We start from the raw sequence: 17567 nt of genomic DNA on the forward strand, positions 1-17567 counted from the left end.
CAAGCAACGGGCCCCACGCCACAACGTCGGCAAGACGGCCAAACGAGCCGACTCGATCAAGGAACATCAAAGCCGACGAGGATAAACGCCAAGCTGAGAGGACGTGGGTGCTGTTCTGCCTCTTGCGCGCACCACGTCCAGGAACCACGCCACCGCCTCCGGGTGCCCTATGACCGTGGATCCAAAGGTCGGTGTCGGCGCACTCAGGAAGCCTGGCCCGAGCGGCAGCGGCTTGCCCTCCTCATCTGCGCTTCGCAGTCCGAGGGCAGTACCGATCGCGATTCCCGCAACGCCGTCCCACAGCTTCTGACTCCGCCGCCAAAAGAGGTCGAATGGTGGCAGCACCGGATCAGTGACACCGCTGAGGTCGACGGCCGTGCGCAACATGTCCACGCTCTGCGAGGTCGTACGCACCTTGAGCCGATAGCCGGACTGCTCGGCAGCAGAGTCGAACTCGCGTACCGGACTTCCTGCGCTTCGAGTCGCGGAGATCCAGTGCCCGGTGGCCGTCGGTGGCGGTACTGGGTGGCCATTCAACCTCACCGATCGCGAGGAGACATCGGCAGTGACAAGCAACGGGGTTCCGCCGGCCCCGAGCTCCGGAGCCAGGATGAAGGCTGCGGAGGGCTGCCAGTCCTCCAGCAGGCAGACGACCGAGCAGAACTCCTTGTGTCCCTGGCGTACGAACTCCGCTGTACCGTCGATCGGATCGATCACCCAGACCCGTCCGTTCGACTGAGCCACCTCCTCACGAACCGTCGTCCGTTCATCCTCCTCCGCGATGATCACGGCATCAGGCTCGTAGCTGCGGATCTGCTGGATGATCAGCGACTGCACTGCGATGTCAGCCTCGGTAAGCAACGTACGGTCCGCCTTGACCTCGACCGGCAAGTCGGCCAGCCGGCTCCGATAGTCCCTGAAGAGCGGCAGAAGTCGCGCCTCGAGGTCGTTCCACAACGCGTCCATGGACAACCCCGCCCGGCTCCCAGCGGCTGATCACGAATATCTGACGTCAAGTCAGTCTTCCCTGGCGGAAACGTCCTGGTCCTCCCGTGTTCGATGCGGAATTGACAGCCGTGGCCCCGACCCGTGGTGGGCTCCCTGTCTGGGGGGAGAGACTGGCGTTCCCGGACCCTCCAGGTGGTCGTCGCCGCGGCGACGCGGACTGGCCACCGCAGTGGGTGATGCGGCGATCGCCTCGGCTGTGCATCCGGTTCCTTCGCCACCGCGCCGTGGGGAAGACGTTGATGGCGCGCCCTGCGAGACGGCCACCGGTGCCAGGCTCACGGGGCGTGCGCGCCGGGAGCGCGCACGCCGTAGTGCTGCGCTCCCAGCACGCACCGGCGCGCTCGCGGCTCCGCCACCGCTCCACGCAAAGGCCTCAAATCACCATGGCTGAAAGGGCGTTCCTGACGTGCGGGTGGTGAGCGGGTATCTGTGCTGGGACGATGAACGCTTCTCGCACATGTACCGACCAGGGGGGCACGTGGCACCCGTGCAGAGCAACGACCAGCGCCTGCTGGACCGCATTCTCGATGACCAGCACCGGCGACTGGCGCCGCACAAGAGCCGGGAGGACTTCTTCACCTTCTTCACCGCCGACAAGGCCCTGCAGGAATGGGACCTCGACAACGACGAGATCATGGACGGGATCGTCGACGGCGCCCACGACTGCGGGGTGGACGGCATCTGGTCGTTCGTCGACGGCCGGTACGTGACGGCTGACGCCTATCAGTACCTGACCGCACGTGCGAGCAGGATCGACCTGGTCATCCTGCAGGCGAAGACCTCCCCGGGTTACCAGGAGACGGTCTTCGAGAAGCTTCACTTCCACCTGCCGACGCTGCTGGATATGGGCCGGGTGGAGGAGGAGATGACAGCCCACACCAATGCGAAGCTCCTGGAGCGCACCCGCCGGTTCCTGCACGTGCTGGAGGAGTCGGCGTCGTCCTTCCCGGAGCTGTCGGTGCGGGTGATCTACGCATGCACGGCTGCCGAGGGCCCACACCCGAACGTGAAGTCGAAGGGTGACCGGCTCCGCGGAGAACTCGCGAAGATCACGTCGGGCGCCTCCGCGGCGATCGAGTACCTGAACGCCGCCGACCTGCGCGAGCGTACCGCGCGCGGCGCGAAGGCGGTGGCCGAGTTGGTCTTCTCGGAGGCACCGATGGGCACCTCGCTGGGCGAGGGGTACGTGTGCCTGGCCCGACTGGACGAGTACTACCGCTTCATCACGACGAAGAACCAGGCCCTGCGCCTGGAGCTGTTCGAGTCGAACGTGCGCGACTACGCAGGCTCCACCGCGGTCAACAAGGCGATCTCCGAAACGCTGAAGTCCGGTACAGGCGAGGACTTCTGGTGGTTCAACAACGGGGTTACGGTCGTCGCGGACGCCGCCCAGATCGTGGGCAAGAAGATCGTCGTCAGGGAGCCGCAGATCGTCAACGGCCTGCAGACCAGCCACGAGGTCTACAGCTACATCGAGTCCGGCGGGCAGCACCGCGACCGCTCCCTGTTGGTCAAGATCGTCGTCGCGCCAGGGTCCGGTACCGCACGCGACCGCATCATCCGGGCCACCAACAGCCAGACCCAGCTGCCCGCCGGAGCACTGAGGGCGACCGAACCGATCCAAAAGGACATCGAGGAGAGCCTCATCCACGACGGCGGCTACTACTACGAGCGGCGCGCCGGCTACTACCGCAACCTCGGTTTCCCGCTCGACCAGGTCGTCAGCATGGCCCGCCTCGCCCGCGAGTTCACCGCCTTCGCGCTGCGCGAGCCCCACACCGCGCTCAAGCACTCCGAGGCCCTACTCCTGGAAGACGCCCACTACACCAAGATCTTTTCAGCCAGGCTCGACCTGGACCTCTACCGGCTGAGCCTGGACGTTCACACCACGCTGCGCCGTTTCCTCACCGACTACGCCCAAGACCGGCCGCTGCTGGGCGAGACGGTCGAGAACTGGCTGTACCCGATGGCCTGCATGTCCGCCCACACCCTCACCCGGCTACGCCAACCCACCACCCGCGATCTGCTCAACATCGACCTGGCCCACCTCGACAACGAACTGATGGAACGCATGGCCGCCACCCTTGACGGCGTCTTCAAAGCGGCGTTGCGGCAGAACAAAGCCGGCGGCGTCGACCGCATCGCCCGCAGCGCCGACTTCACCACCCGCCTGCGCCAAACCGTCATCGGGCAGAGCCGGTACCACATCACCAACTGATCCCAGGTCAAGTGGCCCGGTCCGGCGCCACGCGCCGATCGGGCGAGGGCTGCCTCCTCAACCGGGATCCACGGTTGAGGAGGCTCTGGGGTGATCGCGTGTGACCGAGCTTCGACAGCAGCGGTTCGGGCGGCCCTACCGGGCGCGGGAGGTCGAAGCGTCACCGCAGGTGTCCACGCGTAGTTCGGGGCGGGCCGTGGGGCGTGGACCTCGACTCCGTCAGGGGTGGCGGTGACGCGGTCGGCGGTGGGTCACGGCACTGCCGTCGGGGTGTCGGTGCGGCCTGCGGCCATGCCATCCGGCCGGGGGCGGCGGGCCCTGCCGGAAGCGGTGCCCTGGAGGGCGCGGTGCGGGCCGGGCGCGGTGTCCTGGGGGCTCACTGGGCCGGGTGGGTTCGGGTGCGAAAGGCCTCGTGCCTTCCTCGGTGACCTGGTAGACCGGGGGCATGAAGATCCGCACCGGTACCGCCGACGACGTCCCCGAAGTCATCCGCCTGCTCGACGAGGCCGTGGCCTGGCTCTCCTCGCTCGGCCGCACCGGCCAGTGGGGCGACCGGCCGTTCAGCTCGGTTCCCGGACGGGTCGAGCACGTGCGCAACTACTTCACCGAGGGCTTCCTGCCCCGGCTCGCCGAGAGCGCGGACGGCACCCTGCTCGGCGCCTGCGTGCTCTCCGAGCTCGTCCCCGCGTACGCCACCCCGATCGCCGAACCGGAGCTGTACCTGCGTCTGCTGGTCACCTCCCGCGAGCACTCCGGCTCCGGCGTCGGTGCCGCGTTGGTCGCCGACGCGGTCGAGGAGACCCGCCGCCAGGGCCGCGCCGTGCTGCGGGTGGACTGTTACGCGGGCGACGACCGCCGCTTGGTCGGCCAGTACGAACGCCTCGGCTTCACCCCCACCGATGGCTTCACGGTCGACCAGGCCGGCCGCCCCTGGCCCGGCCAGTTCCTGGAGCTGCGGGTGTGACCGGGCCCCGGTGGGCGACGGGAGGTCCGGGAGCACGTCGGTCCGGGGGCGACCGGGACGCCCCGGACTCAGCCGGGCGTGGCGTCCGGAACGACTGCGGGAGCGCCTTGCGCGTGTTTTGACGTCAATTGCCGACGCGTTCCACTGGAAAGGCCGCTCGAGTTGGGGGCAGAAGCCTTCGGCCGACACGGGATCGTCGACGGAAGAGCGCCCTCGCCCACGCCGCACAGGTTAAAGATCAAGTTAGCCGTTGCTCAATCGAGCGTGGTGATCGTGAGTTCGAGTCTGCCGCCTCGGTTGGGTGGTCCTCTGGTCGGCTGGGCATGAAAGTGGGGCCTCCCGCACAGCTCGGGTGCCAGGACACCGTGGGGCTGGGCTGACTGTATCCGCCGGCGGTGCAAGCGGCAGGTGGGCTTCGGTGGGGCTGATCCGGTTCTGGGCGGCGTCGGCGGTGTGCAAGTACCAGTCCAGCAGACGGCGCAGCGCGGCCTGCCGTTCGTTGGGTGGTTCTTCGTGCTGGGCCTGGTCGGTGGCGTACGCGCGCAGGAGGTCGTGGAACTGGTAGCGGTCTGGTGTCGTCTGTTCGACGAGGTGGGCGCCGACCAGGGAGTCCAGGAGTTGGCGAGTGCGGCTGGTGGTCAGTTGGGCGAGGGCGGCGGCGTGGAGCCCGAACTCGGGGCCGGGGTGCAGACCCAGGAAGCGGAAGAGGCGGGCGACCTGGTCGGGCAGGGCCCGGTAGGACCAGGCGAACACCGTGCGGACGGCGTCGGATTCCTCGTCGTCTCCCACGCTCAGGGCGTCCCACAGGACGGACTCGTCCCGTAGGTCGGCGATCAGGTCGTCCAGTCCCCTGTGGGGAAGCTGGCGGCGGGCTCGGCGGCGATGCGCAGGGCCAGTGGCAGTTGGGCGCAGAGCCGGGCGAGTTCGGCGAGATTGTCCGGCTTCGAGGGCGAGGCGATCGGGCGCTGGGTGCGGGCGCAGCGCGGCGGTTGGGCGGGCCTGGCCGAGGAGCAGCGGGAGCTGCTGCTGGCGCTGGGGATCGAGGAGGACCAGGAGTTGGCCGCCGAGGCGGCGGCGAGCGGAGCGGGCAACCCGGCCGGTGAAGGGGCGGGCGGACCGCTTCGCCCAGCACCTGGAGGCCCTGCGCACCTTCGCGGAGCGCGAGGGGCACGTTGCGGGTGCCCCGGGCCCGCAAGGAGCCGCTGGAGGTGCCCTCGGGGACCGAGGACGGCGCGGTGGAGACGGTGCTGTTGGGCTTGGGTGCGTGGCTGTCCAACCAGAAGACCCGGCGGGCGAAACTCAGCGTGGAGCAGCTCCATCTGCTGGGCCGGGCCGGGGTCGAGTGGGCGGCCGAGCTGGCCCCGGTGCGGCGGGAGAAGGGCAAACAGCTCCCCTTCGCCGACGAGTTGGCGCGGTAGCAGAGGGAAGGCCCGCCGTCAGTTCGCCTCCGGCCCGAACCGGCGCTTGTACGCGGACGGTGTGATGCCGGTCTCCCGGCGCATCAGCGTGCGCAGATTGGCAGCTGTGCCGAGTCCGCTGCGCCGTGCGACCACTTCGAACCGGGATTCGCCTCGCTCGATCAACCGGCACGCCAGAGCGAGCCGTTCCCCCGTCAGCCATGCCAGCGGCGTCGTGCCCAGTTGTGCCTGGAAGCGGCGGTGCAGCGTCGCCGGACTGACCGCCGCACGCGCCGCGAGGCCGGACACGGTGAGCGGTGAGTCCAGCCGTTCCTGAGCCCAGGCCAGGACGGGTGCCAAGGATTCGTCCGGTAGGTCGGGCATGGGACGCTTCACGAACTGCCGTTGCCCACCGTCCCGGTGCGCCGCGAAGACCAGCCGCCGGCTCACGGAGTTGGCGACCTCGGCGCCGTGGTCGCGACGGACCACATGCAGCCCGAGATCGAGCGCGGCTGCACTGCCTGCCGCGGTGAGGATGTCATCGTCATCCACGAACAGCACGTCTGCTTCGAGCTGGACAGAGGGGTAACGGGTCCGGAAGGAATCCGCCCATTGCCAGTGCACGGCGGCCCGGCGCCCGTCGAGGACCCCGGCCTCGGCCAGTGTGAAGGCGCCGCTGCAGAAGCCGACCAGGCGCGCACCGCGGGCGTGTGCCCGGCGGACGGCATCGAGCACGGCGGGACGGCGGGGCACTTCGATGTCCGGCCGGTTGGGGACGATCAAGGTGTCCGCCGCGTCGGCCGCTTCCAGGTCGACGACCCCCGTGAGCGTGAAGAATCCGTCTCGCATCAGGGTGCTGGGCTCGGGCGAACAGAGCCTGAAGTCGTAGAGATCACGGCCGATCTCCGGTCGGCGCAGACCGAAGACCTCGATCGCGCAGCCCAGCTCGAAGGGGTTCGAGTTCTCGTCCACGATCACGACGACCCGGTGGATGCCCGCCGCGCGAGCTGTGTGCGAGGATTCTTTCGCCATGTGCGATTCCTAGCACTCACGGCGGCCGTGCGAAACGGCTCAGGATGAGCCCATGAGCAGCGAACCCATTCCCCTCGGCAAGGCCCTGGCCTCCTTCGACGCCTTGTGGAGCCCCCGCATCGTCACGCGCGTCAACAACTATGACGTCCGCATCGCCAAGGTCGAGGGCGAACACATCTGGCACGTGCACGACGACACCGACGAGTTCTTCCTGGTACTCGACGGCGAGCTGCGCATCTCCCTGCGCGAGCCCGACGGGGAGCGCACGGTCCTGCTCCCGCAGGGGGCGGTCTTCACCGTCCCCCGAGGCACGGAGCACAAGCCGCACGCTCCGTCCGGCGCCGCCATCCTCATGTTCGAGCCCACCGGGACACCGTCCGTAGGCGATCGCCACGACGAGATCCCGGAGCACGTCGACTCGACAACCGGACACCCACTCAGTACCTGACCCGGCAGGCTTCGAACACGCCATCGCCCATGGCATCAGCCTGCCGCCGGGTCGGTTACGTTCGCCGGCTGCCCGGCGAAAGTTGAACAGCACGAGCGGGTTGAGGACCAGGTCGAGCGCCCCGATCCGGTCCTCATGCCGTCCTGGCAGCGTCCGACGTCGCCGCCAGCACCTGCACAACCCGCCCGCCCGCACGCCGAGTGACGCCCCGCCGCGCCGGTGGACCCTCTGCGCAGGGTCCACCGGCGCGGGCGGGCGGATCAGCTGACCGGCTTGAACTGGAAGCCGCTCCCGCGCATGACCACCTTCAGCGTGGTGTAGCCGGGCTTGCCGTTCGCGGCGTGCGGGCTCCAGTACTGGCAGGTGAAGTCGGTGTCCACCCCGGAGTCGTAGGCCGCGACCGCGGGCATCTCCTGGCAGGCCAGCTTGCTGGTGTCCGAGCGGCCGGAGTCCGGGCCGTAGTTCTGGTACAGCTTGGCCTGGACGGCCTTGGCGACCAGCAGGTTCTTCATCGGGCTCATGGTGTAGGAGATCAGCCCCTGCTTCGCGTCGTACGAGTCGCTGATCTGCACGCCGTACGGCACCTCCACGCCCTCGTAGACGACGGTGCACAGGCTGGTCACCCCGGCCTCCACCTTGATCCCGCTCGGGCAGGAGGCACTGGTCCTGCCGGGTACCAGGGCCCGCTGCAGGAGGTCCTCGCGCAGCTTGGCACCGATCTGCTCCTCCAGCGGGGCGTCCTTGGCAGGCCGCTCCACCGACAGCGCGTCCCCGGCCCTGCTCGGATCCAGGTACACCCCCTCCACCGGTCCGTTCACCACCACCGGCAGCACAGCACCACCAGCCGTTTCCGAAGCGGAGCCAGAAGCCTTGCCCGCGGCGGCGTCCGAGGCGGGGCCAGAAGCCTTGCCCGCGGCGGCGTCCGAGGCGGGGCCGGCGGAAGAGGAGCAGGACGGCGCGGGCGAGCACTCTCCAGGCGACCGCGCGCGGCAGGCCGGGCCGGTCGGTGGCGCCGACGGCGAAGACCTGGCCGACCGGGCGTCGCGGTGGTCGAGGTGGGCGGCACCCGCGACGCGCCGGTGGTGGGTCGCGCTGGTGGCCGAGCGGTTCGCACGGTGGCCGGCCGCCTGACCGGGCCGCTCGGCGGAACGGCGCAGCGTGGGGCGGGCGGGCCGCGCAGCGGGGCGGGCCGCCGGGGGGTGCCCCTCCTGGCGGCCCGCCCGGATCTGCGGGGTGACGGCGCGTCAGCGCGCGGCGTGCCCGCGCATCGGTGTCGGCGTGTCAGCGCACGGCGTACGCGTCGGTGACGGTCTGGGTCACGGTGGCGCCGTCGGCCGCGGTCAGGGTGGTGCGCAGGGTGACGGTCTTCCCGGTGGCGCCGGTGTGGTCGAGGGTGGCGGTGCGGTCGGGGCCGACGGGGGCGTCGGTCCAGGTGGTGCCGCCGTCGTAGGAGTAGGAGAGCCGGGCGCCGGTCAGCGGGGCGGGGGTGTGGCCGTGCTGGCCGGTGGCGGTGAGGGTGATCCGGACCGGGGCGGCGGGGGCGGTGTTGTCGCCGTCCAGGTCGAGCCGGTAGTCGGGGAAGAGCAGCGGCAGGGACTGCGAGTAGGCGGCGGGATCGCCGGCCGAGCGGAAGCCGAACTCGGTCCGGACGGCGGTGGAGCGCTGCCACAGGTCGCGGTGGTAGAACCGCTGCTGTTCGAGGACGAGGGTGTAGTCGCGGGCCTCGGCCGGGATCTCCCAGACGTTGGAGGGGCCGAACCAGGAACGGCCGAGCGATTCGCCGCCGCTGAACAGTTCGACGGCGGCGCCGTCGCCGAAGTAGGCCATCGAGCCGGTGTGGTCGGCGTTGCCGTCGCCCCACAGCGAACGGGTGAAGTCGACGCCGATCAGGTCGGCCTGGCGTTCGCCGACCAGCAGCGGGGAGCCGTCGGTGTCGCGTCCGGCGTTGGGGCGCAGCACGCCGCGGTACCACTGTTCGGTGCGCTGCTGTCCGGCCTGGTAGCGGCGCGGCAGGTCCTGCATGAACTCGTTGAACGGCCAGCTGCTCTGGGCGTCGTGCAGCCAGGTGGTGTCGTCGGCGGTGTAGTGGGCGGCGCGGACGGACGGGGTGGCGACCAGTCCCTGGGCGACGGCCTGGGCCGCGTACGGGTTCCAGGGGCGTTCGACGCTGGTGTAGTCGGTCATCCGGACGGGGGTGCCGAGGGTGTGCCAGTCCTCGGTGACGGTGGCGAGGTCGCGGTCGTGGACGGTGTGGTCCTGCTTGCCCGCGATGGAGCCGCTGTCGTGGAAGGCCAGGTTGTAGACGTGGGGGCTGTCGGGGGTGGAGGTCCAGGTGAGGGTGGTGGTGCCCGTGCCGAGGGCGGTGCGCAGGGCGGCGGCCTGGTCGGCGGTGACGGGGAGGACGGGGACGTCGAGGCTGATGTCGTTCTTGGCGAAGACGCCGGGGGTCTGGCGGTAGGTCAGGACGCCGACCGCGCCGGCCTTCTCGGCGTCGGCGGAGACGGTGCGCTGGGAGGTGCCGTCGTCGGGGACGAGGGCGAGGCGGCCCTTGAGGTCGGCGCCGGCCAGGTCGGCGGGGCTGGCGACGGCGGTCAGGGCGGCGCTGCCGGTGGCCGGCAGGTGGGCCTCGTCCGCGTACTGGGCGTAGTGCGGCTCCAGGGTGAGTCCGGCGCCGCGCAGTACCACCTCGGGGGCGGCCAGGCGCAGGTAGCTGCCGAACTCGAAGCCGCCGGTGCGGGCCTTGCCGGAGCCCCAGGCGGAGAGTTCGACGGGCAGCGGGCCGGTGCGCACTCCGGTGGAGTCGACCCACTTGTCGCCCCACCAGCGGCCGAGTTCGAGCACCGCGCTGCGGACCCGGGTGTCCCGGTCGGCCTTGACCTCGATCTTGTCGGCCCTGCGGGCGTCGAGGGTGAGGACGGTGTCCTTGCCCAGCTGGAGTTCGGGCATGGCGAGCGCGGTGACGCCCTTGGGGGAGGCTTCGCCGGTGGTGTCGCGCCGGTCCGGGGTGACCACGTAGCCGCTGAGCGAGTAGCTGCCGGGGCGCAGCCGGTAGACGATCTCGCCGTTGGCGTCGGGGGCCTGGCGGGTGCCGGTGGCCTGGCCGAGGTCGACCATGGTGATGCTGCTGCCGGCGTCGGGGGCGGCGGGGTCGCCGTCGCGGTCGATCAGTTTGACCCGGACGGCGAAGGTGTCGGGTTCGACGTAGGCGTTGAACGGGGTGGAGACGGTGGTGCCGTCCGCGGCGGTGGCCAGTACCCGGCCGGTGAGGTCGCCGTACTGGCCGCCGGCCAGTTCGACGGTCGGGTCGAGGGTCAGCGGCACTTCGACGGTGGCGCCGGCGGGGATCGTGACCTTGTCGGTGCCGAGCTTGACGGCCTTGGCCTTGACCGGGGAGTCGTCGTCGCCGTCGGTGCGCTGGACGGCGAGCCGGAGCGTGACGGGCCGGTCGCCGGTGTTGGTGTAGGGGAGGCGGACGGTCCGGGTGTCGGACTTCTGCTGCGGGTGGGCGAAGTCGCCGAAGCCGACAGCGGGGGCGCCGAGCACGCGCTGGGTGGTGGCGGCGTCGGCGCGCAGTCGGCCCGCGCCGACCTGCTGGACGTCGCCGGGGACGGTGGCGAGCGCGGCGGAGACCAGGGCGGCCTTGATCCGGGCGGCGTCCCAGTCGGGGTGGCGCTGCTTGACCAGGGCGGCGGTGCCGGCGACCAGCGGGGTGGCCATCGAGGTGCCGGACATCGCGGTGTAGGCGTACACGCCGCGGCCGCCGGCGGCGGCGCCCTTGACGTCGACGCCGGGGGCGGCGATCTCGGGCTTGAGGGTGTGGGTTCCGGTGACCGAGCCGTGGCTGGAGAAGTCCGCGGTGGCGTCCTTGCCGTCGACGGCGCCGACGGTGAGCACGGTGGGCGCGCAGCCCGGAGAGCTGACGGACTGGTAGCTGCCGAGGTTTCCGGCGGCGACCACGAACAGCGCCTTGGACTGCTGGGCGATCTTCTGGGCGGCCACCGACATCGGGTCGGTGCAGTCGCTGGGCTCCTGGCTGCCCAGCGACATCGAGACGACGTCGGCGCCGGAGTCGGCGGCCCACTGCATGCCGGAGATGATCTGCGAGTCGGTGCCGGAGCCGCCGTCGTCGAGGACCTTGCCGACCAGCAGCCGGGCCCGGTCGGCGACGCCGCGCTCCTTGCCGCCGGAGGCGGCGCCGGTGCCGGCGATCTCGGAGGCGACGAAGGTGCCGTGGCCGACGGCGTCGTGCACGTCCTCGTCGGGCGTCTCGGCGGTGAAGTTGCGGCGGGCGTCGACCTGTCCGGCCAGGTCGGGGTGCTGGTCGTCGATGCCGGTGTCCAGGACGGCGACCTTGACGCCGTCGCCGCCGAGGCCGGCCGCCCAGGCGGCGGGGGCACCGATCTGCCGGGTCTCGGCGCCGCCCGCGGTCTTGACCTTGCGGTCCAGCCAGAGCTTGGCCAGGCCGTCGCGGCCCTTGCCGTCCGGGCCGACGAGCTGGTCCCAGGTGCGGGCGGCGGTGTCCTTGGCGGGGGCGAAGGCGACGCCGTCGACGGCCTTGAGCTGCCTGGTCCCGGCGGCGCGGGCGCGCAGTTGCGGGCTGGCGTCGGCGGCCCGGGCGTCCCGGTAGACGGCGATCAGCGGGAGGGTCCCGCTCCCCCGGTCGTCGTAGCCCTGGCGCAGCAGCGAGCTGACGTTGAACAGGGAGCGGTCGACGGTGCCGGCGGCGAGGGCGGCGGAGGCGCGCTGCGGGAGGACGTACTGGTCGCCGTTCTCCTGCTGGGTGAAGGTGAGCGGAACGTTGCCGTGCTCGTCCGGCAGGACGGTGACGCCGGTGCGGCCGTCGGGGGCGGTGGTGACCTGCACCCGGTCGCCGGTGACCAGGGTGACGGTGCGCGGGGCGGTGGACTGACGGCCGGTCAGGGTGCTCGCGGGAGCTGCCGGTCCGGCGGAGGCCGCCGCCGGGGTGGCCGCGGACGCCTGGCCGGTGGTGCTGAGCGCGCCGGTGGCGAGGATGCCCGCCACCGTCAGTGCCATCGCGCCGCGTATGCGCGCAGGCAGTGTCATGGACGCCTCCAGGAGTCGGTCTATGGCCGGTGAGCCTGGCAGAAAACCCGGCTGACCGGTCATGATGTGCGCTGGCGGATCACCGCCCGGCGGCAACCCGCCACCGGGTGCGTCCGGTGCGAACCGACGGTGCGGGACGAGTCCCTGACGGGGGTTCGGGCCCGGCTGACGGGACACCGGTGGGCCGGTGGGGACGCGGCCGGGCAGGGATGGTTCTCGGTACGGCGAACGGAGTGCGGGTGCTGGCGGCGATAGGTCTGGACGAGCACGCCGAGCGGGTCTACACCCACCTGGTGGCCCACGGCCCGGCGACCCGGGCCGAACTGGCCACCCGCTGCGGCCCGTTGCCCCCCGGCGTGCTCGAACTCCTCCAGGCCAGCGGCCTGGTCGCCCCCGACGCCGCCCTCCGCTTCACCGCCGCTCCCCCGGCCGTCGCCCTGGAGGCGCTGCTCACCGGGCAGCGGCATGCCCTCCAGGAGGCCGAGCTGACCGCCTCCAAACTCACCGAGGCTTACCGCAGCGCGGCCGCCGGGAACGACCGGCCCCACCGGGACCTGATCGAAGTGGTGGCCGGGCGGGCCGCCATCAGCCACCGGGTCGCCCAGCTCCAGGCGGGCGCCGAACAGGAACTGCTGGCCCTGGTGACCGGGCGCCACCAGGTGGTGGCCGCCGACGAGACCGGCGCGGAGACCGCGGCAGTGGCCCGCGGCGTCACCTACCGGGTGGTGCTGGAGCGTCGTTCGCTGGACGAACCCGGCGCGGCACGGCCGCTGTTCGAGGCGCTGGACCGGCAGCAACAGGTCCGGGTCGTGGAGAACGTGCCGACCAAGCTGATCGTCGCGGACCGCTCGCTGGCCCTGGTCCCGCTCACCACCTCCACCACCGACCCCGTGGCGCTGGTGATCCGGGCCCCCGCCCTGGTCACCGTACTCACCACGCTGTTCGAACAGACCTGGGAGTGGGCGCACCCGCTCGGCCGCACCGGCTCCGACCTGGCCGTCGGCCCCGTCCCGGCCGGGGAACCAGACGAGACCGACCGGCGCATCCTCGCCCTGCTGCTCTCCGGCGCCACCGACCCGGCCGTCGCCAAACAGCTCAGCCTCGGACTGCGCACCGTGCAGCGCCGGATCAGCCGACTGATGTCACTGGCCCGTGCCGACACCCGGATCCAGCTCGGCTGGCAGGCCCACCGGCGGGGCTGGGCGGACTGAGCGGGCGGGCCGGGGCTCTCCGCGTTCCCGTGCGGGCCGTCCACGCACTCGGCGTCCACCCGGAAGCCGCCGGTGGCGTCCACGAAGACCGGGATCGGGGCGAAGCCGTTGTGCCGGGAGGCGAAGGCGTCGGCGGTCGGTGTCCGGGATGTCGACCTGGACGATGCGCCCGGTCCTCGTCCTCCCGTAGCTCTTGGCGAGGTCCGCCACGGCGATCCGGTCCGGCGGCGGCCGACCGCTGAACTCGTGCGGGCGGTGAGGTGCGGGGTGGGGCATGGAGGACGCGTTGGTTCAGGACGCGGAGACTGCCCGACCCCGCTGTGAAGGCGTCTGACCCGCGAACCGCCGTCTCACACCTGCAAGCCCCCGCTCCGCCGGTCAGCGCAGGGCCTGCTCGTTCGGCTGCCGGTCGCAGCGGCGGGGGCGGGCGCACGGAAGCGGGGCCCGCGCCGATGCGCGGGCCCCGCCTCGTGCCTGATCGGCCGGTGCCGACGTGGCGTCGACTACCAGCGGTACCAGCGGCCGCGGGTGCCACCGGCGTTGGTGCCGCGGGCGACGAAGCCCACCAGCCACACCACCAGTACGACGACCGCCACCCACCAGAGGATCTTCACCGCGAATCCCGCGCCGAACAGCAGCAGGGCCAGCAGCAGGACGAGAAGAAGGGGAACCATGGGGACCTCCACGCAGTCGGTGTCGGTGCGCCGCATGCCCCTGAACTGGCCGAATATTCACATGCATCAGCGCGGCCGGACCGGGCATGCGCCGATCCCGACACCGCGGTGGGGGCACCGGGGCAGGGACACGGCAACGAGGAGGACGCGATGAGCACGGGCGACAAGATCGAGAACCTGGGCGAGAAGGTCAAGGGCGCCGTCGAGGAGACCGTCGGCAAGGTGGTCGGCAACGAGCGCCTCCAAGCCGAGGGCAGGGCCGACAAGACCGAGGGCGACCTCAAGCAGGCCGGCGAACACGTCAAGGACGCCTTCAAGGGCTGACCGCCCCCAGCGGTCACGCTGTGGGGTCCCACCCGGCCGCCGGATGGGGCCCCACAGGCGTGTCCGGAGAGAGCCACGCACAACTGCGCAGACAGGCAGACAGGCAGACAGGCAAGAGGGGAAGGCGTGGCAGCGAGGATCACCGGCGCGGGGCAGGAGACGACCGGGTACGCCGGGGCGGGCGAGCAGGTGACCGGCCGGGAGCGTGAGGCGGTGGTTCCGGGCACGGCGGAGCCCCGTGCGGCGGGCCGGGCCGCCGCGGACGGACAGGTCGCGGCTTCGGTCGGCCGCGGAACGACAGGGAGGCGGCGGTGGGTCGCTGTCGCGACCCGATGGCTCGTCCTGGTCGCCGCCCTCCTGGCCTCGGTCGCCTTCGCGGCCGCGCTGGCCCGGGTCACACTGGTGCCCGTGCCCGGGGCGGTCGGCCACGTCCACGACAACCTGCGGCCCGGTAACTCGCTGCGCCACTACCTGCTGCACTCCACCTTGCTGGACGCCGTCCGGCAGGTGGGCGGGAACGTCCTGCTCGGCGTGCCGTTCGGACTCCTGTTGCCGGTGATCTGGCCGAAGGCCCGCGGCCGGTTCCGGGTGCTGCTGGCGACCACGCTGCTGATGCTGCTGGTCGAGCTGGTCCAGGGCGCGCTCGTCACCGGCCGGGCCTTCGACGTCGACGACATCATCCTCAACACCGGCGGCGCCGTCCTCGGCTACCTCCTCCTGGGACGCCGACTCGTCCGGGTGGTACGACGGGGCCGGACACCGCGCGGCACCGCCCCGCAGCAACCGGAACGCTCCGCCGCCCCTCATGGACGACAGGTCCCCCCGGGCACCGGACCCGACCTGGCACGGAACGGCTGACACCGCGAGACGGACCAGCCCCTCCCCCCTCGCGTCCTCCTCGTTGCCGTGTCCCTTCGAGCAGGCCCGCCGGGACGCAGCCCGGGGCAGGACAGCGGCGAGGAGGAGCGGAACGGCAGCGAGAAGCGCGAACACGAACGCCGTCCTCCCCGAAGCGCGCCGCCCACCTCGCCTGCACCGCCGCCCCCGACAGCGCCCGGCGCGGCTGCGCAGCGCACCGCCACCTCGGCCCGCAGGCGCGTACCGGTCAGGTAGGCGGTGGTCAACACGGCTCAACGGCGGCGCAGTTCGGCCGAACCCAGGGCGGCTGGCCCTGCTCGTTCTGGCCTCGGTCGTGCGGTGACGGGAGAGGACCACCCCTCAGGGCCCGAGGAGACAGCACCACCCGGGCAGAGGATCAGCGCAGCAGGGTGTCCAGGAACGGGTTGCCGAAGACCCGGGCCGGGTCGTACCTGTCCAGGGTGGCCACCGCCTCGTCCCAGCCGGGTGCGCCCGGCGCCCGGAACGTGGCCGGGATGGTGCGGCCGAGCACGGCCGGATCGGCCCAGGCGGCATCGGTGGTGTAGGCCCAGCCCTTGGACCACTCCACCCGCAGCCCGGCCCGGGTGCCGTCGAACAGGCCGAGCAGGTACTGCTCGATCTCCCGGTAGAAGGCGTGCAGGCCGGGGGTGCCCGGCAGGGACAGGAGGTCCAGCCAGACGACGGTGTCCCACTCCGGGTGGTCGGCGTGCGGGCGCAGTGCGGACAGCAGCGGCGGCTGCGCCCCCGGCACCCCGCAGGCGGCCGGATCGTCCAGGCCGGTGACCCGGATCTCCGCCGCGCCGTTCATCGGGTACTCGCCGCGCGCCTGGTGGGTGGCGAGCAACTGCTGGTAGGACGAAGCGAACTGGGAGATCACCCACTGCACGTCCGAGCGGCGGCAGTGGATCGCGTACCCGTTGGCGGTGACGCGCAAGGTGGTCGGGCGGACGTACTGGAGCAGGTGGCGGGAGGCGCCCCACAGGTCGGAGCGGAGGCCGCCGGCGAGCAGGTGGGTGAGGGTGTCGCCGCTGAGCAGGCTGCGCACCAGGCCGGGGGCGAGCAGCAGGTCGGTCACGTCGCCGGTGAGGCCGATCTTGGTGATCAGGAACTGGAGTTGGCCGAAGATCGGGGCCAACTGTTCGGAGCCGCTGACGAGTTGTCCGGCGAGATCGGCCACCGGCTGCGGGAGGTTGTCCGAGAACGGGTAGTTGTAGGGCGCGGAGACCTCGTGTGCGAAGAGCGGCTTGCCCGGAGCGGGCTGCCAGGTCTTGAGCCAGGGGTGGTCGGTGAAGGCGAACCAGATCGCCTCGACCCGGCCGGTGCTCGCCAGGAAGTCCGCGAACGTCCGTCCGCCGCCCGCGGCCGGGGTGCCCGGGGCGGCGAACAGCTCGGTGGCGGGCACGTCGACCCGGCTGAGGCAGCGCAGCCGGGTGTCGGGCGCGGCCCGCAGCACCACCTCGGTCAGGAAGGCCCGGCCCACGTGCACCAGGAAGGCCGCCGCATCGGCCTCCGACCGGTCGAACGTGCGCAACACGTACCGGCCGGCGGGGGCGTCGTACACCACGGCGGTGAGCGAGAGCACCTGGTTGCTCAAGCTGCCGAAGCCCTGGCCGGGCTGGGGCGTCTCGCCCACGGCCGGGACGGCCGTGCCGTGGCCGCCGATGGCCAGCGCACCGCCGACCGTGAGGTCGCCCGGCGCCGGGCAGGCGGCCACTCCCAGGCCCTGGTCGGCCAGGAAGGCGAGCAAGTCCTCCAACGAGGCGCCGGTCTGCGCCCGGACGGCCCGGCCGCCGGCCCCGCCGAAGCCGCTCGCCAGGCTCAGTGCGGTGAGCGAGTGGGTGGTGTCCACCAGCAACACCTTGGTGTCGGCGGGCGTGCCCGCTGCCACCGTGAACGGCGCCCAGCCGTGCCGCTGCCCCTGCGCGCGCAGCCGCCACCCGTTGGCCGCCGCCCAGTCGGCCAGGTCGGCCACCTGCTGCGGGGAGGCCGGGGCGCAGACCCAGAGCGGACTGGTGCGGATCTCGCCCGCCCAGTTCTCGTACACCCGCTGGTACGGCACCAGCCCGCCGGGCAGTACCGGCGCCGTGCCGACGGCCTGGGCGCTCCCCGGCCCCACCGTGCTGCGCAGCAGCCAGACCGCCCCGCCGGCCGCCGAAGCGGCGAGCAGCCGCCTCCTGCTCAGCCCGTCCGAACCCCGCTCCGCCGCACCCTGCCCGGCCATGCTCCACCCCTCGCACTGTCGGATCGCCCTGTCGGGCCGTCAGCCCCGCCGGTGACGCTAGGACAGCACCCCGTCCGATCGGACTCGAAATGATCAGCGTCACTCGAACGAGTGACCAAGCCCGGAT

At 71.9% G+C, this 17567-nt stretch carries 13 protein-coding genes and 1 pseudogene; 7 read left to right on the forward strand and 7 right to left on the reverse strand.

Going from position 1 to position 17567, the window contains the following annotated elements:
• Positions 1-66: 66 nt before the first annotated feature.
• Positions 67-966 (reverse strand): inositol monophosphatase family protein, encoded by a 900-nt coding sequence (locus ACFY00_RS33780; protein WP_388036899.1) that lies wholly within the window; start codon positions 964-966, stop codon positions 67-69.
• 529 nt (positions 967-1495) lie between these two features.
• Between ACFY00_RS33780 and ACFY00_RS33785 the strand changes: the two genes are divergently transcribed.
• The gene (locus ACFY00_RS33785) at positions 1496-3226 is read left to right on the forward strand and encodes an AIPR family protein (protein WP_388036902.1); all 1731 of its coding nucleotides are present in this window, start codon (positions 1496-1498) and stop codon (positions 3224-3226) included.
• Between the two features lie 445 nt (positions 3227-3671).
• Positions 3672-4190, forward strand: a complete 519-nt coding sequence (locus ACFY00_RS33790; RefSeq protein WP_388036904.1) for a GNAT family N-acetyltransferase — start codon at positions 3672-3674, stop codon at positions 4188-4190.
• A 372-nt stretch (positions 4191-4562) separates the two neighbouring features.
• On the opposite strand, the pseudogene ACFY00_RS33795 reads toward ACFY00_RS33790, so the two are convergent.
• Positions 4563-5131: pseudogene (locus tag ACFY00_RS33795) on the reverse strand (tetratricopeptide repeat protein); the annotation flags it as partial.
• Between the two features lie 267 nt (positions 5132-5398).
• On the opposite strand from ACFY00_RS33795, the gene ACFY00_RS33800 reads away from it, so the two are divergent.
• Positions 5399-5608 (forward strand): hypothetical protein, encoded by a 210-nt coding sequence (locus ACFY00_RS33800; RefSeq protein WP_388036907.1) that lies wholly within the window; start codon positions 5399-5401, stop codon positions 5606-5608.
• Positions 5609-5626: 18 nt separating this feature from the next.
• Here the strand turns inward: ACFY00_RS33800 and ACFY00_RS33805 are convergent, their stop codons facing one another.
• Positions 5627-6619, reverse strand: a complete 993-nt coding sequence (locus ACFY00_RS33805) for a GlxA family transcriptional regulator (protein WP_388036910.1) — start codon at positions 6617-6619, stop codon at positions 5627-5629.
• 52 nt (positions 6620-6671) lie between these two features.
• Between ACFY00_RS33805 and ACFY00_RS33810 the strand changes: the two genes are divergently transcribed.
• The gene (locus ACFY00_RS33810; RefSeq protein ID WP_388036913.1) at positions 6672-7067 is read left to right on the forward strand and encodes a cupin domain-containing protein; all 396 of its coding nucleotides are present in this window, start codon (positions 6672-6674) and stop codon (positions 7065-7067) included.
• Positions 7068-7327: 260 nt separating this feature from the next.
• On the opposite strand, the gene ACFY00_RS33815 is transcribed toward ACFY00_RS33810, so the two are convergent.
• Positions 7328-7888 (reverse strand): hypothetical protein, encoded by a 561-nt coding sequence (locus ACFY00_RS33815; protein ID WP_388036915.1) that lies wholly within the window; start codon positions 7886-7888, stop codon positions 7328-7330.
• A 460-nt stretch (positions 7889-8348) separates the two neighbouring features.
• Positions 8349-12131, reverse strand: coding sequence for a S8 family serine peptidase (locus ACFY00_RS33820; protein WP_388036918.1), 3783 nt, complete (start codon positions 12129-12131; stop codon positions 8349-8351).
• Between the two features lie 239 nt (positions 12132-12370).
• Between ACFY00_RS33820 and ACFY00_RS33825 the strand changes: the two genes are divergently transcribed.
• Positions 12371-13342 carry a helix-turn-helix transcriptional regulator gene (locus tag ACFY00_RS33825; RefSeq protein ID WP_388036920.1) on the forward strand — a complete coding sequence of 324 codons (972 nt, stop codon included), beginning with the start codon at positions 12371-12373 and terminating at the stop codon, positions 13340-13342.
• A gap of 503 nt (positions 13343-13845) precedes the next feature.
• Here the strand turns inward: ACFY00_RS33825 and ACFY00_RS33830 are convergent.
• On the reverse strand, positions 13846-14016 hold the full coding sequence (locus ACFY00_RS33830) for a hydrophobic protein (protein WP_388036923.1): 171 nt from the start codon (positions 14014-14016) through the stop codon (positions 13846-13848).
• A 150-nt stretch (positions 14017-14166) separates the two neighbouring features.
• Between ACFY00_RS33830 and ACFY00_RS33835 the strand changes: the two genes are divergently transcribed.
• The gene (locus tag ACFY00_RS33835) at positions 14167-14340 is read left to right on the forward strand and encodes a CsbD family protein (protein ID WP_388036925.1); all 174 of its coding nucleotides are present in this window, start codon (positions 14167-14169) and stop codon (positions 14338-14340) included.
• A gap of 126 nt (positions 14341-14466) precedes the next feature.
• Positions 14467-15198, forward strand: coding sequence for a VanZ family protein (locus ACFY00_RS33840; protein ID WP_388036928.1), 732 nt, complete (start codon positions 14467-14469; stop codon positions 15196-15198).
• Between the two features lie 397 nt (positions 15199-15595).
• Here the strand turns inward: ACFY00_RS33840 and ACFY00_RS33845 are convergent, their stop codons facing one another.
• On the reverse strand, positions 15596-17440 hold the full coding sequence (locus tag ACFY00_RS33845; protein WP_388036930.1) for a cholesterol oxidase substrate-binding domain-containing protein: 1845 nt from the start codon (positions 17438-17440) through the stop codon (positions 15596-15598).
• Positions 17441-17567: the final 127 nt, after the last annotated feature.

This window comes from Kitasatospora sp. NPDC001540, assembly GCF_042894345.1.
GTDB lineage: Bacteria > Actinomycetota > Actinomycetes > Streptomycetales > Streptomycetaceae > Kitasatospora > Kitasatospora phosalacinea_C.